This is a genomic window from Streptomyces phaeoluteigriseus (assembly GCF_001896135.2).
GTDB lineage: Bacteria > Actinomycetota > Actinomycetes > Streptomycetales > Streptomycetaceae > Streptomyces > Streptomyces phaeoluteigriseus.
In genome coordinates this window covers 813,890-828,312 of the sequence record NZ_MPOH02000011.1, presented here as the reverse complement: position 1 = coordinate 828,312, position 14,423 = coordinate 813,890, and the positions used below count along the sequence as shown (strand labels likewise).

At 69.8% G+C, this 14,423-nt stretch carries 17 protein-coding genes; 11 read left to right on the top strand and 6 right to left on the bottom strand.

The genetic code is table 11. The features are described 5' to 3' along the window. Positions 1–136: 136 nt before the first annotated feature. Both BM536_RS14805 and BM536_RS14800 read left to right on the top strand, forming a co-directional pair. Positions 137–1,378, top strand: a complete 1,242-nt coding sequence (locus tag BM536_RS14805) for a sensor histidine kinase (RefSeq protein WP_073496876.1) — start codon at positions 137–139, stop codon at positions 1,376–1,378. Beyond that, entirely contained in the window at positions 1,363–2,010 is a 648-nt protein-coding gene (locus BM536_RS14800) for a LuxR C-terminal-related transcriptional regulator (protein ID WP_073496878.1), read from the top strand. The genes BM536_RS14805 and BM536_RS14800 overlap by 16 nt, the downstream gene beginning before the upstream one ends. Here the strand turns inward: BM536_RS14800 and BM536_RS14795 are convergent. From BM536_RS14795 to BM536_RS14780, 4 genes are all read right to left on the bottom strand, one after another. After that, entirely contained in the window at positions 2,003–3,130 is a 1,128-nt protein-coding gene (locus BM536_RS14795) for a radical SAM protein (RefSeq protein ID WP_073496880.1), read from the bottom strand. The two genes, BM536_RS14800 and BM536_RS14795, sit on opposite strands and share 8 nt — an antisense overlap. A 26-nt stretch (positions 3,131–3,156) precedes the next feature. Beyond that, on the bottom strand, positions 3,157–3,702 hold the full coding sequence (locus tag BM536_RS14790; protein WP_073496882.1) for a class IV adenylate cyclase: 546 nt from the start codon (positions 3,700–3,702) through the stop codon (positions 3,157–3,159). A 288-nt stretch (positions 3,703–3,990) separates the two neighbouring features. Next, positions 3,991–4,374 carry an ATP-binding protein gene (locus BM536_RS14785; protein WP_073496884.1) on the bottom strand — a complete coding sequence of 128 codons (384 nt, stop codon included), beginning with the start codon at positions 4,372–4,374 and terminating at the stop codon, positions 3,991–3,993. A gap of 23 nt (positions 4,375–4,397) precedes the next feature. Next, the gene (locus BM536_RS14780) at positions 4,398–5,144 is read right to left on the bottom strand and encodes a TauD/TfdA family dioxygenase (protein WP_079275140.1); all 747 of its coding nucleotides are present in this window, start codon (positions 5,142–5,144) and stop codon (positions 4,398–4,400) included. Between the two features lie 183 nt (positions 5,145–5,327). On the opposite strand from BM536_RS14780, the gene BM536_RS14775 reads away from it, so the two are divergent. From BM536_RS14775 to BM536_RS14760, 4 genes are all read left to right on the top strand, one after another. Then, positions 5,328–5,741 carry an NUDIX hydrolase gene (locus BM536_RS14775; protein WP_073496888.1) on the top strand — a complete coding sequence of 138 codons (414 nt, stop codon included), beginning with the start codon at positions 5,328–5,330 and terminating at the stop codon, positions 5,739–5,741. A gap of 6 nt (positions 5,742–5,747) precedes the next feature. Continuing rightward, a complete protein-coding gene (locus tag BM536_RS14770) occupies positions 5,748–6,920 on the top strand; it encodes a helix-turn-helix domain-containing protein (protein ID WP_211362879.1) in 1,173 nt (390 codons plus the stop codon). A gap of 304 nt (positions 6,921–7,224) precedes the next feature. Continuing rightward, positions 7,225–8,076 carry a helix-turn-helix domain-containing protein gene (locus tag BM536_RS14765; RefSeq protein ID WP_073496892.1) on the top strand — a complete coding sequence of 284 codons (852 nt, stop codon included), beginning with the start codon at positions 7,225–7,227 and terminating at the stop codon, positions 8,074–8,076. 17 nt (positions 8,077–8,093) lie between these two features. Beyond that, positions 8,094–8,279: a DUF397 domain-containing protein gene (locus BM536_RS14760; RefSeq protein ID WP_073496894.1), complete on the top strand. Its 186-nt coding sequence runs from the start codon at positions 8,094–8,096 to the stop codon at positions 8,277–8,279. 79 nt (positions 8,280–8,358) lie between these two features. Here the strand turns inward: BM536_RS14760 and BM536_RS14755 are convergent, their stop codons facing one another. Further along, positions 8,359–8,841, bottom strand: a complete 483-nt coding sequence (locus BM536_RS14755; protein ID WP_073496896.1) for a GNAT family N-acetyltransferase — start codon at positions 8,839–8,841, stop codon at positions 8,359–8,361. An 80-nt stretch (positions 8,842–8,921) separates the two neighbouring features. On the opposite strand from BM536_RS14755, the gene BM536_RS14750 reads away from it, so the two are divergent. After that, positions 8,922–9,725: an exodeoxyribonuclease III gene (locus BM536_RS14750; protein ID WP_073496898.1), complete on the top strand. Its 804-nt coding sequence runs from the start codon at positions 8,922–8,924 to the stop codon at positions 9,723–9,725. On the opposite strand, the gene BM536_RS14745 is transcribed toward BM536_RS14750, so the two are convergent. Beyond that, the gene (locus BM536_RS14745; RefSeq protein ID WP_073496900.1) at positions 9,713–10,363 is read right to left on the bottom strand and encodes a MerR family transcriptional regulator; all 651 of its coding nucleotides are present in this window, start codon (positions 10,361–10,363) and stop codon (positions 9,713–9,715) included. The two genes, BM536_RS14750 and BM536_RS14745, sit on opposite strands and share 13 nt — an antisense overlap. Positions 10,364–10,533: 170 nt before the next feature. On the opposite strand from BM536_RS14745, the gene BM536_RS14740 reads away from it, so the two are divergent. The 4 genes from BM536_RS14740 (at position 10,534) to BM536_RS14725 (ending at position 14,158) form a co-directional block, all read left to right on the top strand. Beyond that, the gene (locus BM536_RS14740) at positions 10,534–12,054 is read left to right on the top strand and encodes a flavin-containing monooxygenase (protein ID WP_094103015.1); all 1,521 of its coding nucleotides are present in this window, start codon (positions 10,534–10,536) and stop codon (positions 12,052–12,054) included. Next, positions 12,051–12,965: an alpha/beta fold hydrolase gene (locus BM536_RS14735; RefSeq protein ID WP_094103014.1), complete on the top strand. Its 915-nt coding sequence runs from the start codon at positions 12,051–12,053 to the stop codon at positions 12,963–12,965. The genes BM536_RS14740 and BM536_RS14735 overlap by 4 nt, the downstream gene beginning before the upstream one ends. Next, positions 12,962–13,846 carry an SDR family oxidoreductase gene (locus BM536_RS14730; RefSeq protein WP_073496902.1) on the top strand — a complete coding sequence of 295 codons (885 nt, stop codon included), beginning with the start codon at positions 12,962–12,964 and terminating at the stop codon, positions 13,844–13,846. The genes BM536_RS14735 and BM536_RS14730 overlap by 4 nt, the downstream gene beginning before the upstream one ends. A gap of 90 nt (positions 13,847–13,936) precedes the next feature. Next, positions 13,937–14,158, top strand: a complete 222-nt coding sequence (locus tag BM536_RS14725) for a hypothetical protein (protein WP_073496903.1) — start codon at positions 13,937–13,939, stop codon at positions 14,156–14,158. Positions 14,159–14,423 lie beyond the last annotated feature (265 nt).

Below are 14,423 nucleotides of genomic sequence, written 5' to 3'. Positions count from 1 at the left end.
GGCCCTGTGTGGTGTCCGAGGGGTACCCAGGTACACCCCCCGAGAGGGGACAATGGTCCCGTGATCGGCGGCACGTGGCGCACCAGGATGTAACACGTACGGCGGCAACGGACCGCCAGATCCCAGGAGTTGTGGCATGAATATCGCCAAGGACGCGCGTACCGCAGTCGCCGGACTTCCGCTGGCCGGCCTGGCCGTCGTCGAGGTCGTCCTCTTCTCCGTGCTGGTCACCGCGGTCTCCCTGCTCGGGGCGGGCATCGGCCTCTTCCTCGTCCCGGCGGCCGCGGTCGCCGCACGCGGCACGGTGAACGTCACCCGCAGGCTGGCCGGCGCCCGCCTGGAGGGCGGCATCCCCGAGCCGTACCTGCCGGAGCCGCCGCGAGAAGGCGGCCTCAAGAGCTGGTGGGCCCGCACCCAGTGGATCCTCACCGACCCGGCGACCTGGCGGGACCTCGCCTGGATGCTGGTCAACCCGGTCGTCGGCCTCGTCCTCGTCCTGCTTCCGCTCATCCTGGTCGCGTTCGGCGTCTTCGGTCTCCTGATGCCCATGCTCTGGGAGGACATCAGCGGCAACGGTGGCAACAACTGGTACTGGTTCGTCAAGGTGACCGACAGTCGGAGCGCGCTGTACGCCCTCGGCCTGGGCGTCCCGACCCTGCTGATCGGTCTCGTCTCGGCGCCCGCCCTGATGCGTGCCCACGCCCGGCTCGCCCGCACCCTCCTCGCCCCCACCGAGACCTCCCGCAAGGTCCTGCACCTCACCCGCACCCGCTCCGAGGTCGTCAGCAGCTCGGCCGCCGAACTGCGCCGCATCGAGCGGGACCTGCACGACGGTGCGCAGGCCCGGCTCGTCGCCCTCGGCATGAACCTCGGTGTCGCCGAGCAGCTCCTCGCCAAGGACCCGGAGGCGGTCCGCGCGATCCTGGCCGACACCCGCAAGGCCTCCGCCAACGCCCTGACCGAGCTGCGCGACCTGATCCGCGGCATCCACCCGCCGGTCCTCGCCGACCGCGGCCTCGCCGACGCCGTCCGCGCCCTCGCCCTGGACAGCCCCCTCGACGTCTCCGTCACCGCCGAACTGCCGGGCCGCGCCGACGCCCCCGTCGAGTCCGCCCTCTACTTCGCCGTCTCCGAGATCCTCACCAACGCGGCGAAGCACGCCTCCCCGACCCACGTCGACGTCGACCTCTGGTACGCCGACGGCCGGATCCGCGCCCAGGTCAGCGACGACGGCCATGGCGGAGCCGACCCCTCCCGCGGCACCGGCCTGCGCGGCATCGAGCGCCGGCTGGCCGCCTTCGACGGAGTGCTCGCGGTCCACAGCCCGGTGGGCGGACCCACCACCCTCACCCTGGAGATCCCTTGCGCGTTGTCCTAGCCGAAGACCTGTTCCTCCTGCGTGACGGCCTGGTGAGGCTGCTGGAGGCGTACGACTTCGAGATCGTGGCCGCCGTCGACAACGGGCCCAGCCTCTTACGGGCCCTCGTCGACGAGCGGCCCGACGTCGCGGTCGTCGACGTGCGCCTCCCGCCCACCTTCACCGACGAGGGCCTCCAGGCCGCCCTCCAGGCGCGCAGGCAGGTCCCGGGCCTGCCGGTGCTGGTCCTCTCCCAGTACGTCGAGCAGCTCTACGCGCGTGAGCTGCTCGCCGACGGCAGCGGAGGCATCGGCTACCTCCTCAAGGACCGCGTCTTCGACCCCGACCAGTTCGTGGAGTCCGTCCGCCGGGTCGCCAACGGCGGCACCGCGATGGACCCCGACGTCGTCGCCAAGCTGTTCGCCAAGGACAGCAACGGCCCCAAAGGCTCCCTCGCCAGACTCACCCCGCGCGAACGGGAGGTCCTGGCCCTGATGGCCGAGGGCCGCTCCAACGCCTCGATCGCCCAGGCCCTGGTGATCACCGAACGGTCCGTCATCAAACACACGTCGAACATCTTCGCCAAACTCGACCTGCCGGTCTCCGACGACGCCAACCGTCGGGTGCTGGCGGTGCTGGCGTTCCTCAGGTGATCCTCGGGCGCCCCCTGGCGCCAGGGGGAGATGTCTTGTTGTGCAGCGCGGTCAGGCGGGTGAGTTCGTCGTCGCGGAAGGTCTGGACTTCCCGGCAGAGCGTGCTCATGACGAATTGACCGAGGGGCACGCATAGGTCCATGCGCTGGATGCAGACGCCGACCATGAACGGGCCGTTCTGGGCGCGGTAGAGGCGGATGCCGTAGTAGCCCTCCTGGCAGACGTGGTCGTTGTTGAAGCGGCAGGTGGCGCAGGTGTCGGGCAGGCGGGTGGGGCGGATGGTCTTGGTGTCGAGGTGGTGGCCGTCGGGGAGGCGATAGCGGGTGCGGCTGCCGGAGGCTCCGGCGGTGTGGATGTGCCGGACCGGCTGGGCGCCGAGCTGGTCCAGGAGGTTCTCGACGGCGGTCATGGAGGCGTCGCCGTCCGTCAGGGAGGTCAGGACGCGAACGTTCACGTTGCGGCCGTAAGTCTCGATGATCCTCAGCACGCGGGGGATGTGGGTGTGGTCGGGGACGACGATGTTGGCGGAGACCTTCACCCCGTGGGACAGCGCGGTGTCCACGGTGGCGTGCAGGGCGGCGAGTTTGCGTTCGGCGAGGGCGGTGGAGGCGTAGCGGGCGGCCTGGACGGTGGCCAGTTCCTCCGCTGTGGTGCCGAATACGGACAGGTTGATGCGGTCGAGTCCGGCGGCGGCGCATTCGGGGAGGACGGCGGCCCCGTTCTCTCCGTTGGAGGTGATGCCGACGGTCAGGCCGAGGCGGTGGGCGATGGCGACCAGTTCGGAGAGCCTGGGGTGGAGGGTGGGTTCACCGCCGGTGAAGTGGACTTCGTCGGTGTCGACGCTGCCGCGCATGGCGGCCAGGGCGAGGGCGTAGTCGGTGTCGGGTTCGATGCGGGCGGGCAGGAAGTCGGCCCCGTTGGTCCGCAGGTAGATCGACACCCGGCCGGTGGGTCCGGGGGTTCCGGTGAACTCCCCGGCGGTACGACCGTGGTTGTCGGCGGTGACCGGAGTGCCCTCGTTGTGGCAGAAGGTGCAGGCCATCCCGCACGCGTCGATGACCTTCACACGGAGAGTGCGGTCCGGCCTGATTTCCACCGGCAGATCGGGTGAGCCGTGCATAAGGCCGCCTTCCACGGGGTCGAGCGTCAGCGAGAGGGGAAGCGCAGGTCGGGGATGGTGGTCAGGTCGATGCCGTAGCGGGCGTACACAGCGGTGGTGTTCTGGCTCGTCAGCGCTGCGCGGTCCAGGCCGAGATGCCTGGCTGCCGCCCAGACCTGCTCGGCGTCGTCGCCCTCGATCTCCAGATACGGCGGGATCAGCGGCCAGGAGTCGATCTCCAGCCGGACTTCGTCCAGCAGCCAGGAGGAGCGCCGGTTCTCCTGGTACGCCTTCGCGGTGAAACCGAGGCTGCCGAGGAGGGCGTTGGCCGTGTCGAAGTCGCCCACGGTCGTCTCGGTCTCGCGGGTTCCGTCCACGGCGTCGGAGGTGATCTCCTTGACGCACAGGGTCACTTCACTGCCGGTGTCGCGCAGCCGGACCCAGCGGCTGAGATCGCCGGGTGCGATGTCGTAGACATAGCGGCGCATCACGCGGTCGGATACGTGGGTACCTCCGGCAGCCGCGATGCGCTGTGCCATTTCCTCCGGGTCGATGTCCAGGGCCTTGGTCTCGTACTCGGTCTGTGTCGTCATTCCTCTTCCTTCAGTCGAGTGCGCGCAGCCGATGCAGTACGCGTCTCACCAGATCGATGCGCGGGGGCTGGAACTGGGGCTGATGCGGGCGGGCGGATCGGTACGTCATGGCACCGACAGCCGGCCCGGTGGTCGCCGCTTCCCGCAAGGAAGGAGCGAGCCAGGAGTGTTCGGCTTCGAGGAGCAGTTGTATCGGACGCGGGCTACTGCGCGGGCGGCATGTTCGTACAGACAGAACGGTGAGGAACGTCGTTGCGCAGACCGCCGCGGCCAGAGCGAGCCGGGCCTTCACGAGAGGGATCCGTTCAGCAGCAGGCGCGCCCACACCGTCTTGCCGACCGGTGTCCGCTCGCGGTGCCCGACGCCTTCGGCGAGTGCGGCGACCAGCAGGAGGCCCCGGCCGTGCTCGGCGTCAAGGCCCGGCTCGACGGCGCGGGGTGGCGTGTCGCTGACGTCGGAAACCTCGACCAGGCACTCCTTGCCGGTGACGCCGACCCGGACCTCGAAGTTCTGGTGGGGCACGTACGCGTACCGCACCGCGTTCGTGGCGAGTTCGCTGCACACCAGCACAGCGGTGTCCACGTCGTCCTCGCCACAGCCCCACCTGGTCAAGGTCCGGTGTACCTGCCTGCGGACCAACCCCACGCACCTCTCGTGAGGCGTGAACTCCATCCGCCATTCTTTGCGGGATTCGCTCACGGGCCGACGTCCTTCGGCTCACCGAGCGCCCGGTAGCACAGGCGGGGTCCGGTGAATGCGGAACGGGCATGGAGCCAGCGGGTGTTGTCCAGGATGTAACCCTGGCCGGCGGCGAGCGACAGCGTCCGCTGGTGGCGGGTGATCGCCGCACGCAGTACGGGCAGGTAGGGCTGGGCAAGCGGCGAGAACCGGGCCAGGCTGTCCCACCGCAGCCGGATCAGGGGGCGCCCGTCCGCACGCGAGGTGAAGACCGAACCGAGGTGTCCGTCACCGCCGCCGAAGAAGGCGCTGCGCGGTTCGCTGAGCGCGGCCAACGCGTCCGGGTGGTGCTCGGCGAGATCGGCGTACACGGCGTGGCCGTCGGCGAGCAGGCACTGGCCGCCGGTGATCGCCGGTCGGGCGCAGACCAGCATCATGAGCCGGGGCGGGGCGAAGACGCTCGAGCGCTCGGTGTGCGGCAGCACTTCGCCGTTGCTCAGGCCGGCGAAACCTTCACGTCCGGTGTGCAGGCCGGTGTCCCGGATGACGGTGAGGCCGTCGGGGTCGCTGTCCCGGTGGGGCGTGATGTGCATGACGTGGGCAGCGGCGTCGAGTACGTCGCGCCGGGTGGCCAACTGTTCCACAAGCGCCAACCCGATGCTGTGCAGTGTGTCGACAGGAGCCGAAACCGCGCTCATGTTGGGCGGTCCGGGAAGGGGAAGCGCGTCTATGCCCGTCTTCGCCTTGACTACGACGCGCGTCATCGGAGAGTTCCTTCCGTCGTGGTGTGCCAGGCAGGTGGTCTCACTGTCGGGAGTCACGCACCGCCTCGTAAAGTGACAGATTGTCAACCCTGTTGGACGGTCGATCGGGGCTGTCAGGTGCCCGGTGCGTGTTACGTTCCGAACGTCTCGGCTCTGCCATCGCACCGATCCGTGAAGGACGCCATGACGTACACACCGCACACTTTTCCCGTCTCCGTGAAGGGCGTCGCCGTGGGCGGTGACGGCCGCGTGCTGCTGCTGCGCAACGAACGGGACGAGTGGGAACTGCCCGGTGGGCGGCTGGAGCTCGGTGAGTCCCCCGAGCAGTGCGTGGTTCGGGAAGTCGAGGAGGAATCCGGCTGGGAGGTTGCCACCGGGCCGCTGTTGGACGCGTGGGTGTACCAACCGATCCCAGACCGGCACGTCCTGATTGTCACTTACGGCTGCACGGTCCTGACTCCGGATGTGCCGCCCGTTATCAGCCACGAGCACAAGGAAGTCGGGCTGTTCATGGTGGACGAGGTTCCCGGCCTTCGGATGCCCGACGGATACAAGGCGTCGGTCGCCGCCTGGTACAAGCAGCAAACGGGGCGGTAGACCCCGGTGGAGGCCGACGGCCGTCTGCCGGTTCCGAGGGCTGTGCTGCCGCACACCCTGTGGCACTGGGCGACCCCACAGGCTGAAGCCGTCCTCTCCACCCGTGACCTGGGACCGATTCTGCGGTTCTACCGGCAGATCCACTCTCTCTCGCAAGGCGCCCTCGGCGATCTCCTGGGCTACGACAAGACATACGTCTCGATGGTTGAGAACGGACGCCGCACCATCGATGACGTGCCCTCTCGCCGCCGTATCGCTGCTGCTCTGTGCCTGCCGCCCCATGCGCTGGGAGTGACGGACCCGTCCGACGCGGACCATGTTGCGATGGTGCAGTTCGGGAACTCCACCGTCAGGCTCGCGGAGATCGTCCGCCAGAGCGGACACGCGACCGCAGCGGTCGCCGAGTTGTGGCCGCTGGCGGCCCGACTGGAAGCCCAGGTCGCCGACGGTCATACCGAACGGGAACTCCTCACGCTGCTGGCACGCGCACGCGTCGGACTGGGCGTTGCTCTTGGCCACGTCCTGCCCGAAGAACGACTGGTCACCGCCGCCCGCTGGACCGGTCAGGGACTGGCCATCGCCCGGTACCTGGATGATCCGGACATGTGCTCGTACGCCCTGCGGATGCACGGGAACGAGCTGCGCAAGGCCGGACTGCTCGGAGCCGCCGTCGGCCGCCTCCACGAGGCCGTCGCTGTCGCACCTGATGACGACGGGCGCGCCTCGGCCCTGACTCTGCTCGCGCGCGCCGCCGGAGAGCTCGGCGATGGGACCCTCTTCGACGTGACGGTCCGGGACAACCGGGCATTGCTCGAACAGGTCGCGCACACCTCGCTGGTGAACCCCTTCGCGTTGCACGAGATCCGGATGCGTGGCCTGGTCGCCACCGGACGTAGTGATCAGGCCGTACGCCTTGCCGGTGAGCAGTCCCCCGTCACCTCGGCAATCACGCCGCAGTGGCAGGTGATCGAACACGTCACAGCAGGCCGTGTCCTGCTGCTGCGTGGTGACCGGACCGGTGCTGCTGACCGGCTCGCGGCTGCCATCAGCGCCGCGCGCGCTCACCGTCTGCCGCACCAACTTCAGCGAGTTGTTCGCATCACCGGCCGGGTTTTGCCCGAACTCTGCGCGCGGGCGAGTCAGGCACTGGAGCTGCTGCGGCAGGAATTGGCCGCGTAACGGGCTGGTCCGGATCTGAATGACAGGTCGGGTCGATTTTGCATTCATGCAACCTCCAAGGCGTTGGCATGCTTCGCGAGCTGTTGCGTCCTGCGGTCCCGCACGGTGGCCTGCCGCCTTCCAGGCATGACGGAGGGCGGTGCGCTGCCGGATTACTGCGGTCCATCGCGGCACGTGGTCGATGTATTACGGAACGTAGGGCGCAACCTGCATCCGTCGCAACCTGCATCCGGGAATTTCCACCGGAAGGGTTGCGTGCCAGGATGGGGCGTCAGATTTCATGAGCCGATGAGGAACGGGCCGCATGCCGCAACGCAGCAACCCGACGGCACGCCAGGTCAGGCTTGGCACTGAACTGCGCAAGATGCGTGAGCGCGCTGGGATGACCGCGCGAGAGGCTGCCGTCGCAATCGGCTCGAACCACATGATGCTCAGCCACCAGGAGGCCGGACGCGCGGGCATCAGCGAGGGGCGCGTACTTCGCCTCGCGGAGATCTACGGCTGCGAGGATGAGCTTCTCGCCAACGCGTTGGTGGCCATGGCGAATGAGCGCGGCAAACGTTGGTGGCAGGCATACCGAGACCGCATCGCGTCCAGCTTCCTGGATGTCGCCGAACTCGAACACCACGCCACGTACATCCGCACCTACCAGGTCGTACACATCCCCGGCCTCTTCCAGATCGAGGACTACATGCGCGCCGTATTCGGACTCTCGGCGCCCCAACTCACGGATACGGAGCGGGAACTCCAGATCCAGCACCGGTTACAGCGCCAGCAACTCATCGAGCCCGAAGCGCGCGTCCCCCAGGAAGCGATCATTCACGAATCCGCGCTCCGCATGCGCTTCGGAGGGCGCAAGGCGGCCCGCGCTCAGCTCGACCGCATCCTGGAACTGGCGCATCGCGACAACATCTCCGTGCGGGTCGTGACGTACGACGCAGAAGGGTTCGCAGGACTCGGCAGCCCCGTCATGTACGTGGGCGGCGCGGTACCCCAGCTCGACACGGTCCAGCTCGACGCCCTGCATGGCGTCCTGTTCCTCGACGCCGAAGCACAACTCGCCTGGTACCGGGTCCTTTTCGACCGCATGAGAGACCTGGCGCTCACTGTCGAAGCGTCGCAAGACTTCATCCACCGCCTGGCGCGGCAGATCTAGACAGGAAAGGCCGCAGGATGCCCGCATCCCTGACCTGGCAGAAGTCGTCGTTCTCCGGCGGAGGCGAGGGAAACGCCTGCCTGGAAATCGCCGCCTCCGCCAAAACCCTGCAACTCCGTGAGAGTGACGAACCGACCATCACCCTCACGACCACACCCCCCGGACTCCAAGCCCTTATCCACAGCTTGCGGACAAAGACCTGAGCGCCCTGACGAGCGCGCATCGCCGCAGACCGTCACCGGCCCGTCAGCAAACAGCAGGTCCCGAGAGCCCAGGCTCACCTCAAACGCTGAGCGGCTTCGCGAAGCAGCGGCTGTCGTCGTGGAAGCGGTAGTAGCCGAACTTGGCGCAGGGCGCGTAGCCGCTGGAGGTGTACAGCGCGATGGCCTCCGGCTGCTCGGTGCCGGTCTCCAGGACCATGCGGAGCCGGCCGGCCGCGCGGGCGTCCTCCTCCAGCGCCGCGAGCATCCGCCGGGCCAGCCCGCGCCCCCGCGCCTGCCTGACCACGAACATCCGCTTCAGCTCGGCGTCGCCGTCCTGGTTGCCCTCGCCGTTCTCGTCCTGGCTGCGCCAGCCGCCCGTGGCGACCGGACGGCCCAGCTCGTCGTAGGCGATGAGGTACAGGCCGCGCGGCGGATCGAAGTCGGCGGGCTCCAGGACCGTGGCGTCACCGCCGTCGCCGTAGCGCTCGTGGTACTCGGCCTGGACCTCGTCGTTCAGCTTCACGGCGTCGGGGTGGTCGAACGGAACGCGACGTATGTTCATGCTGCTCACTGCACATCCATGCATAACTAGGCGGCGGAGGAGAATCTGGACCCCGTCCAGTGTGCCGGTATCGTGCCGGGGTGCTGACCGTGACCTCCGTGAACGTGAATGGGCTGCGGGCCGCCGCGAAGAAGGGCTTCGTGGAGTGGCTCGCCGACACCTCCGCCGATGTGCTGTGCCTCCAGGAGGTGCGCGCCGAACCGCAGCAACTGCCGGAGACGGTCCGCGCCCCAGAGGGCTGGTACGTCACCCACGCCCCCGCCGCCGCCAAGGGCCGCGCGGGCGTCTCCCTCTACACCCGCCGCGAACCGGACGCCGTCCGCGTCGGCTTCGGCTCCACCGAGTTCGACCCGAGCGGCCGTTACGTCGAGGCCGACCTGCCGGGTGTGACGGTCGCCTCCCTCTACCTCCCGTCCGGTGAGGTCGGCACCGACCGCCAGGACGAAAAGGTCCGTTTCATGGACGAGTTCCTCGCCTACCTCAAGACCCTCCGCGAACGCGCCGCCGCCGACGGCCGCCAGGTCCTGGTCTGCGGCGACTGGAACATCGCCCACCAGCAGGCCGACCTGAAGAACTGGCGCTCCAACACCAGGAACTCCGGCTTCCTCCCCGAGGAACGCGACTGGCTGACCCAGGTCCTCACCCCCGAGGCGGGCGGCTACGTCGACGTGGTCCGCGCCCTGCACCCGGACGTGCCGGGCCCGTACACGTGGTGGTCGTACCGGGGGCGGGCGTTCGACAACGACTCGGGATGGAGGATCGACCTTCATGTCTCGACCCCCGGTCTGGCGGCCAAGGCCGTGAAGGGCCTGGTGGAACGGGCGCCCACGCATGACGAGCGGTGGTCGGACCACGCGCCGGTCACGGTGGTCTACGACCTCTGAACCCGCCGCAACCGCCGGTCCAGCGCCAGGGACAGCTCCGCCTCCACCACGCTGCGTGCCAGCGGGCGCAGGCGGGGCAGGGCCTCCTCGCCGGCGTGGCGGAGGATCACGGCGGTGAAGAGTTCGGCGAGGGCGTCGGCGTGGTCGCGGACGCGGGCGCCCGCGGTGAGGACCTCCGCCAGGGGGATGCCCTCGCGGACCAGGGCGGCGGAGACGTCCAGCAGGCGGCGGCTGATGTGGACGATCTCGTCGCCGTCGGTGGCCAGGTAGCCGAGGTCCAGGGCGGCGGCCAGGTTCTCCGGGGTGACCTGGCCCTCGAAGCGGGCGGCGAGTTCCTCGGGGGTGAGGTGGATCGGTTCCTCCTCGGTGGGGCCGCCCACGCCGAGCAGGTCGGCGACGTCGCGGCCGTGGTCGAGGGCGTCGGCCAGTTCGGCGATGCCGGTCAGGGTGTGGCCGCGGTCCAGCAGCGCCGCGATCGTGCGCAGGCGGGCCAGGTGATGGTCGTCGTACCAGGCGATACGGCCCTCGCGGCGAGGTGGCGCGAGCAGTTTGCGCTCGCGGTAGAAGCGCAGGGTGCGCACCGTGATGCCGGCCTCCCTGGCCAGCTCCTCCGTCCGGTACTCCCGCTTGTCGGTCACTCGGGAAGCCTATGTCGTACCGTCGGTAACTTTCCCTCCCCCGGCCCCTACCCATCAGTACGGAGCTGCTCTACGCTCCGATTGCGCCAGTGTTCACTGGCAGAGTCACAGAGTCGCAGATTCGTGGATTCCGCAGTTGTCGCAGTGTCGTGAGGCAGGGAGGCGTCGGGATGACCGAGTACGAGCATGTGCGGGTGGCGGTGATCGGGTCGGGGTTCGGCGGACTGGGGGCTGCGGTGCGGCTGCGCCGGGAGGGGATCACCGACTTCGTCGTCCTGGAGCGGGCGAGCGGTGTCGGCGGCACCTGGCGGGACAACAGTTACCCCGGTTGCGCCTGTGACGTGCCGTCCCACCTGTACTCCTTCTCCTTCGCGCCCAACCCCGACTGGCCGCGCACCTTCTCCGGGCAGGAGCACATCCGCGCCTACCTGGAGCATGTCGCGGACGTCTTCCGGCTGCGCCCCCACATCCGCTTCGACTCCGAGGTCAAGCGGGTGGCCTGGGACCCGGAGCAGCTGCGCTGGGACATCGAGACCGCGAGCGGATCGCTCTCGGCCGACGTCGTGATCTCCGCGACCGGGCCGCTGTCCGACCCGAAGATCCCCGAGATCCCCGGCCTGGAGTCGTTCCCGGGCAAGGTCTTCCACTCCGCCCGCTGGGACCACGACTACGACCTCACCGGCAAGCGCGTCGCCATGGTGGGCACGGGCGCCTCGGCCATCCAGATCGTGCCGGCGATCCAGCCGAAGGTCGCCGGCCTCACCCTCTTCCAGCGCACCCCGCCGTGGGTGATGCCCCGCATCGACCGGGCGATCAGCGGCCCCGAGCGCTGGCTGCACAAGCGGTTGCCGTTCACCGCGCAGGCCCGCCGCGGACTGCTGTGGGGCATCCGCGAACTCCAGGTGCAGGCCTTCACCAAGCACCCGAACGAACTCGGCTTCGTCGAGCGGCTCGCCAAGGGGAACATGGCCCGCGCGGTCAAGGACCCGGCCCTGCGCGCCAAGCTCACCCCGGACTACCGCATCGGCTGCAAGCGGATCCTGCTGTCCAGCGAGTACTACCCGGCGCTCACCCGCCCGAACGTGGACGTGGTGGCGAGCGGGCTGCGCGAGATCCGCGGGAACACCCTGGTCGCCGCCGACGGCAGCGAGGCCGAGGTCGACGCGATCGTCTTCGGCACCGGTTTCCGGGTCACGGACATGCCGATCGCCGAGCGGGTCGTCGGCGCCGACGGGCGGACCCTCGCGGAGAGCTGGAAGGACGGCATGGAGTCGCTGCGCGGCGCTTCCGCGGCCGGGTTCCCCAACTGGATGACGATCATCGGGCCCAACACCGGCCTCGGGAACTCCTCCATGATCCTCATGATCGAGTCCCAGCTGAACTACATGGCCGACTACCTCCGCCAGCTCGACGTCCTCGGGGGCCGGGCCGCCCTGGACGCCCGCCCGAGCGCCGTGCACGCCTGGAACCGGCGGGTCCAGGACCGGATGCGGCGCACGGTGTGGAACACCGGCGGCTGCACCAGCTGGTACATGGACGCGAGCGGCCGCAACACCACCATCTGGCCGGGCACCACCAGCGAGTTCCGCCGTGCGACCCGGCGGGTGGACCTCGCCGAGTACGAGGTCCTGCGCGCCCCGGCCACCGAGGAGACGGCGGACCGGGCCGAGCGGCCGGAGGTGACCGCGTGACGACCAGCGTCGCCCTCGGCCCGTACGCCCCGCCCGCGCCCACCCGCGTCCTGACCGCCCGCTCCGCCGACGGCACCGAACTGCACGTCGAGGTGCACGGCCCGGACCACGCCCCGGCGGTCGTCCTCGCGCACGGCTGGACCTGTTCGACCGCGTTCTGGGCGGCACAGATCCGCGCCCTGTCCGCCGACCACCGGGTCGTCGCCTACGACCAGCGCGGCCACGGCCGCACCCCGGCGAGCCCGGCGTGCACCGCCGACCTGCTCGCCGACGACCTCGAAGCCGTACTCACCGCGACCCTCGCGCCGGGCGAGAAGGCCGTGATCGCCGGGCACTCCATGGGCGGCATGACCATCATGGCCGCGTCCGCCCGGCCCGCGTTCCGGGACCACGCGGCGGCCGTCCTGCTGTGCAGCACGGGCAGTTCGCGGCTGGTCGCCGAGTCCACCGTCGTACCGATGCGGCCGGGCCGGCTGCGGACCTGGCTGACCGGGCACATCCTCGGTTCGCGGGCGCCCCTCGGCCCGGTCACGCCACTCGCCCGCCGGATCCTCAAGTACGCCACGATGGGCGCCGGTTCGGCCCCGCACATGGTGGAGGCCTGCGCGCTGATCGTGCACGCCTGCCCCCGCCGGGTCCGGCACGCCTGGTCGAACGTCCTCGACCTGCTCGATCTCGACCACGCCGTACGGGAGTTGCGGGTACCGGCAGCGGTGATGGTGGGCTCGGCGGACCGGATGACCCCGCCCGTGCACGCCCGCCGGATAGCCGAGGCGCTGCCGCACTGCGTCGGCCTCACGGAGCTGCCCGGCCTCGGCCACATGACGCCGGTGGAGGCACCGGAGCTGGTCACCGGCATGATCCGGGACCTCGTCACCACGCACGTATCCATGAAGAAGGAGGGCGCATGAGCAAGGTCAGCCTCGAAGGACAGGTCGCGGTCGTCACCGGTGCCGCGCGGGGCGTCGGCGAACTGCTCGCCCGCAAGCTCTCCGCACGCGGGGCGACCGTCGCGCTGGTCGGCCTGGAGCCGGACGCGCTCAAGCAGGTCGCGGAGCGGCTGCACGGAGACAGCGGTCACTGGTACGCCGACGTCACCGACCACGTGGCGATGGCCCGCGTCGCCCAGGAGGTGAAGGAACGCTTCGGCAAGGTGGACATCGTGGTCGCCAACGCGGGCGTGGCCTCGGGCGGCCCGTTCGTCGACTCCGACCCGGACGCGTGGCGGCGGGTCATCGAGGTCAACCTCATCGGCTCGGCCGTCACGGCCCGCGCCTTCCTGCCGGTGCTGATGGAGAGCCGCGGCTACCTCCTCCAGATCGCCTCCCTCGCGGCGATCACCCCGGCCCCGATGATGACGGCGTACTGCGCGTCCAAGTCGGGCGTGGAGGCGTACGCGCACAGCCTGCGCGCCGAGGTCGGCCACAAGGGCGTACGCGTGGGCGTCGGTTACCTGTCCTGGACCGACACCGACATGGTGCGCGGCGCCGACCAGGAGGACGTGATGCGGGAGTTGAGGCAGCGGCTGCCCTGGCCGTCCAACAAGACCTACCCGCTGGGCCCGGCCGTGGACCGGATCGTCGCCGGGGTGGAACGGCGCTCCTCGCACGTGTACGGGCAGTGGTGGCTGCGGGGGATGCAGGGGATCCGCGGTTATCTGCCCGCGCTCATCGGGACCGTCGGGCAACGGGAGATGAGGCGGTTCGAGCCCCGGCTGCGCGGGATGCGGACGGGTTTGGTCGGAGCGGGGGGCGCGGCCGACGAACAGGCACGCGCTACGCAGCGTAGTTGATCGAAATGCGCGGGATGTCCTGCCGTGTGAATCTGGTCGAGGCCCGACCAAGGGCCGATCCCCCTCACCCTCATTCGGGAGTGAACCCACATGGGTATGAAGGACAAGTTCCAGGACCAGGCCGAGCAGTGGCAGGACAAGGCCAAGCAGAAGATGGACGAGACGAAGGAACAGGCCAAGGAGCGCGGGCGCCAGCGTGGCGAGCGCGAGCAGGACCCGCAGCGCCGTGAGCAGGACCCGCAGCGCACGCGCACGCTCGGTGACGAGGAGGACCGCTACGACGCGGACTTCGACCCCGAGGCGATGCGGTAACGCTGCCGCTGGGCTTGAGCGCAGAGGGGTGCCCTTCGTCAAGGGGGGCACCCCGCGCTTGTTGTGTGACGGGGGCCGTTGTCGGGTGCGGGGTGGTGGGTGGCTGGTCGCGCAGTTCCCCGCGCCCCCGGGGTGGGTTGTCCTGCCGCCCGTCCAGATGGTCACCCGGCGCCTACTCGAGCCGACGGTGCCGGCAACTCCCCGAGGCGGGCGGGGAACTGTGCGGCCGCGGCCGGAGCGCGACGCTCAACGCCCTCGCGGGGGC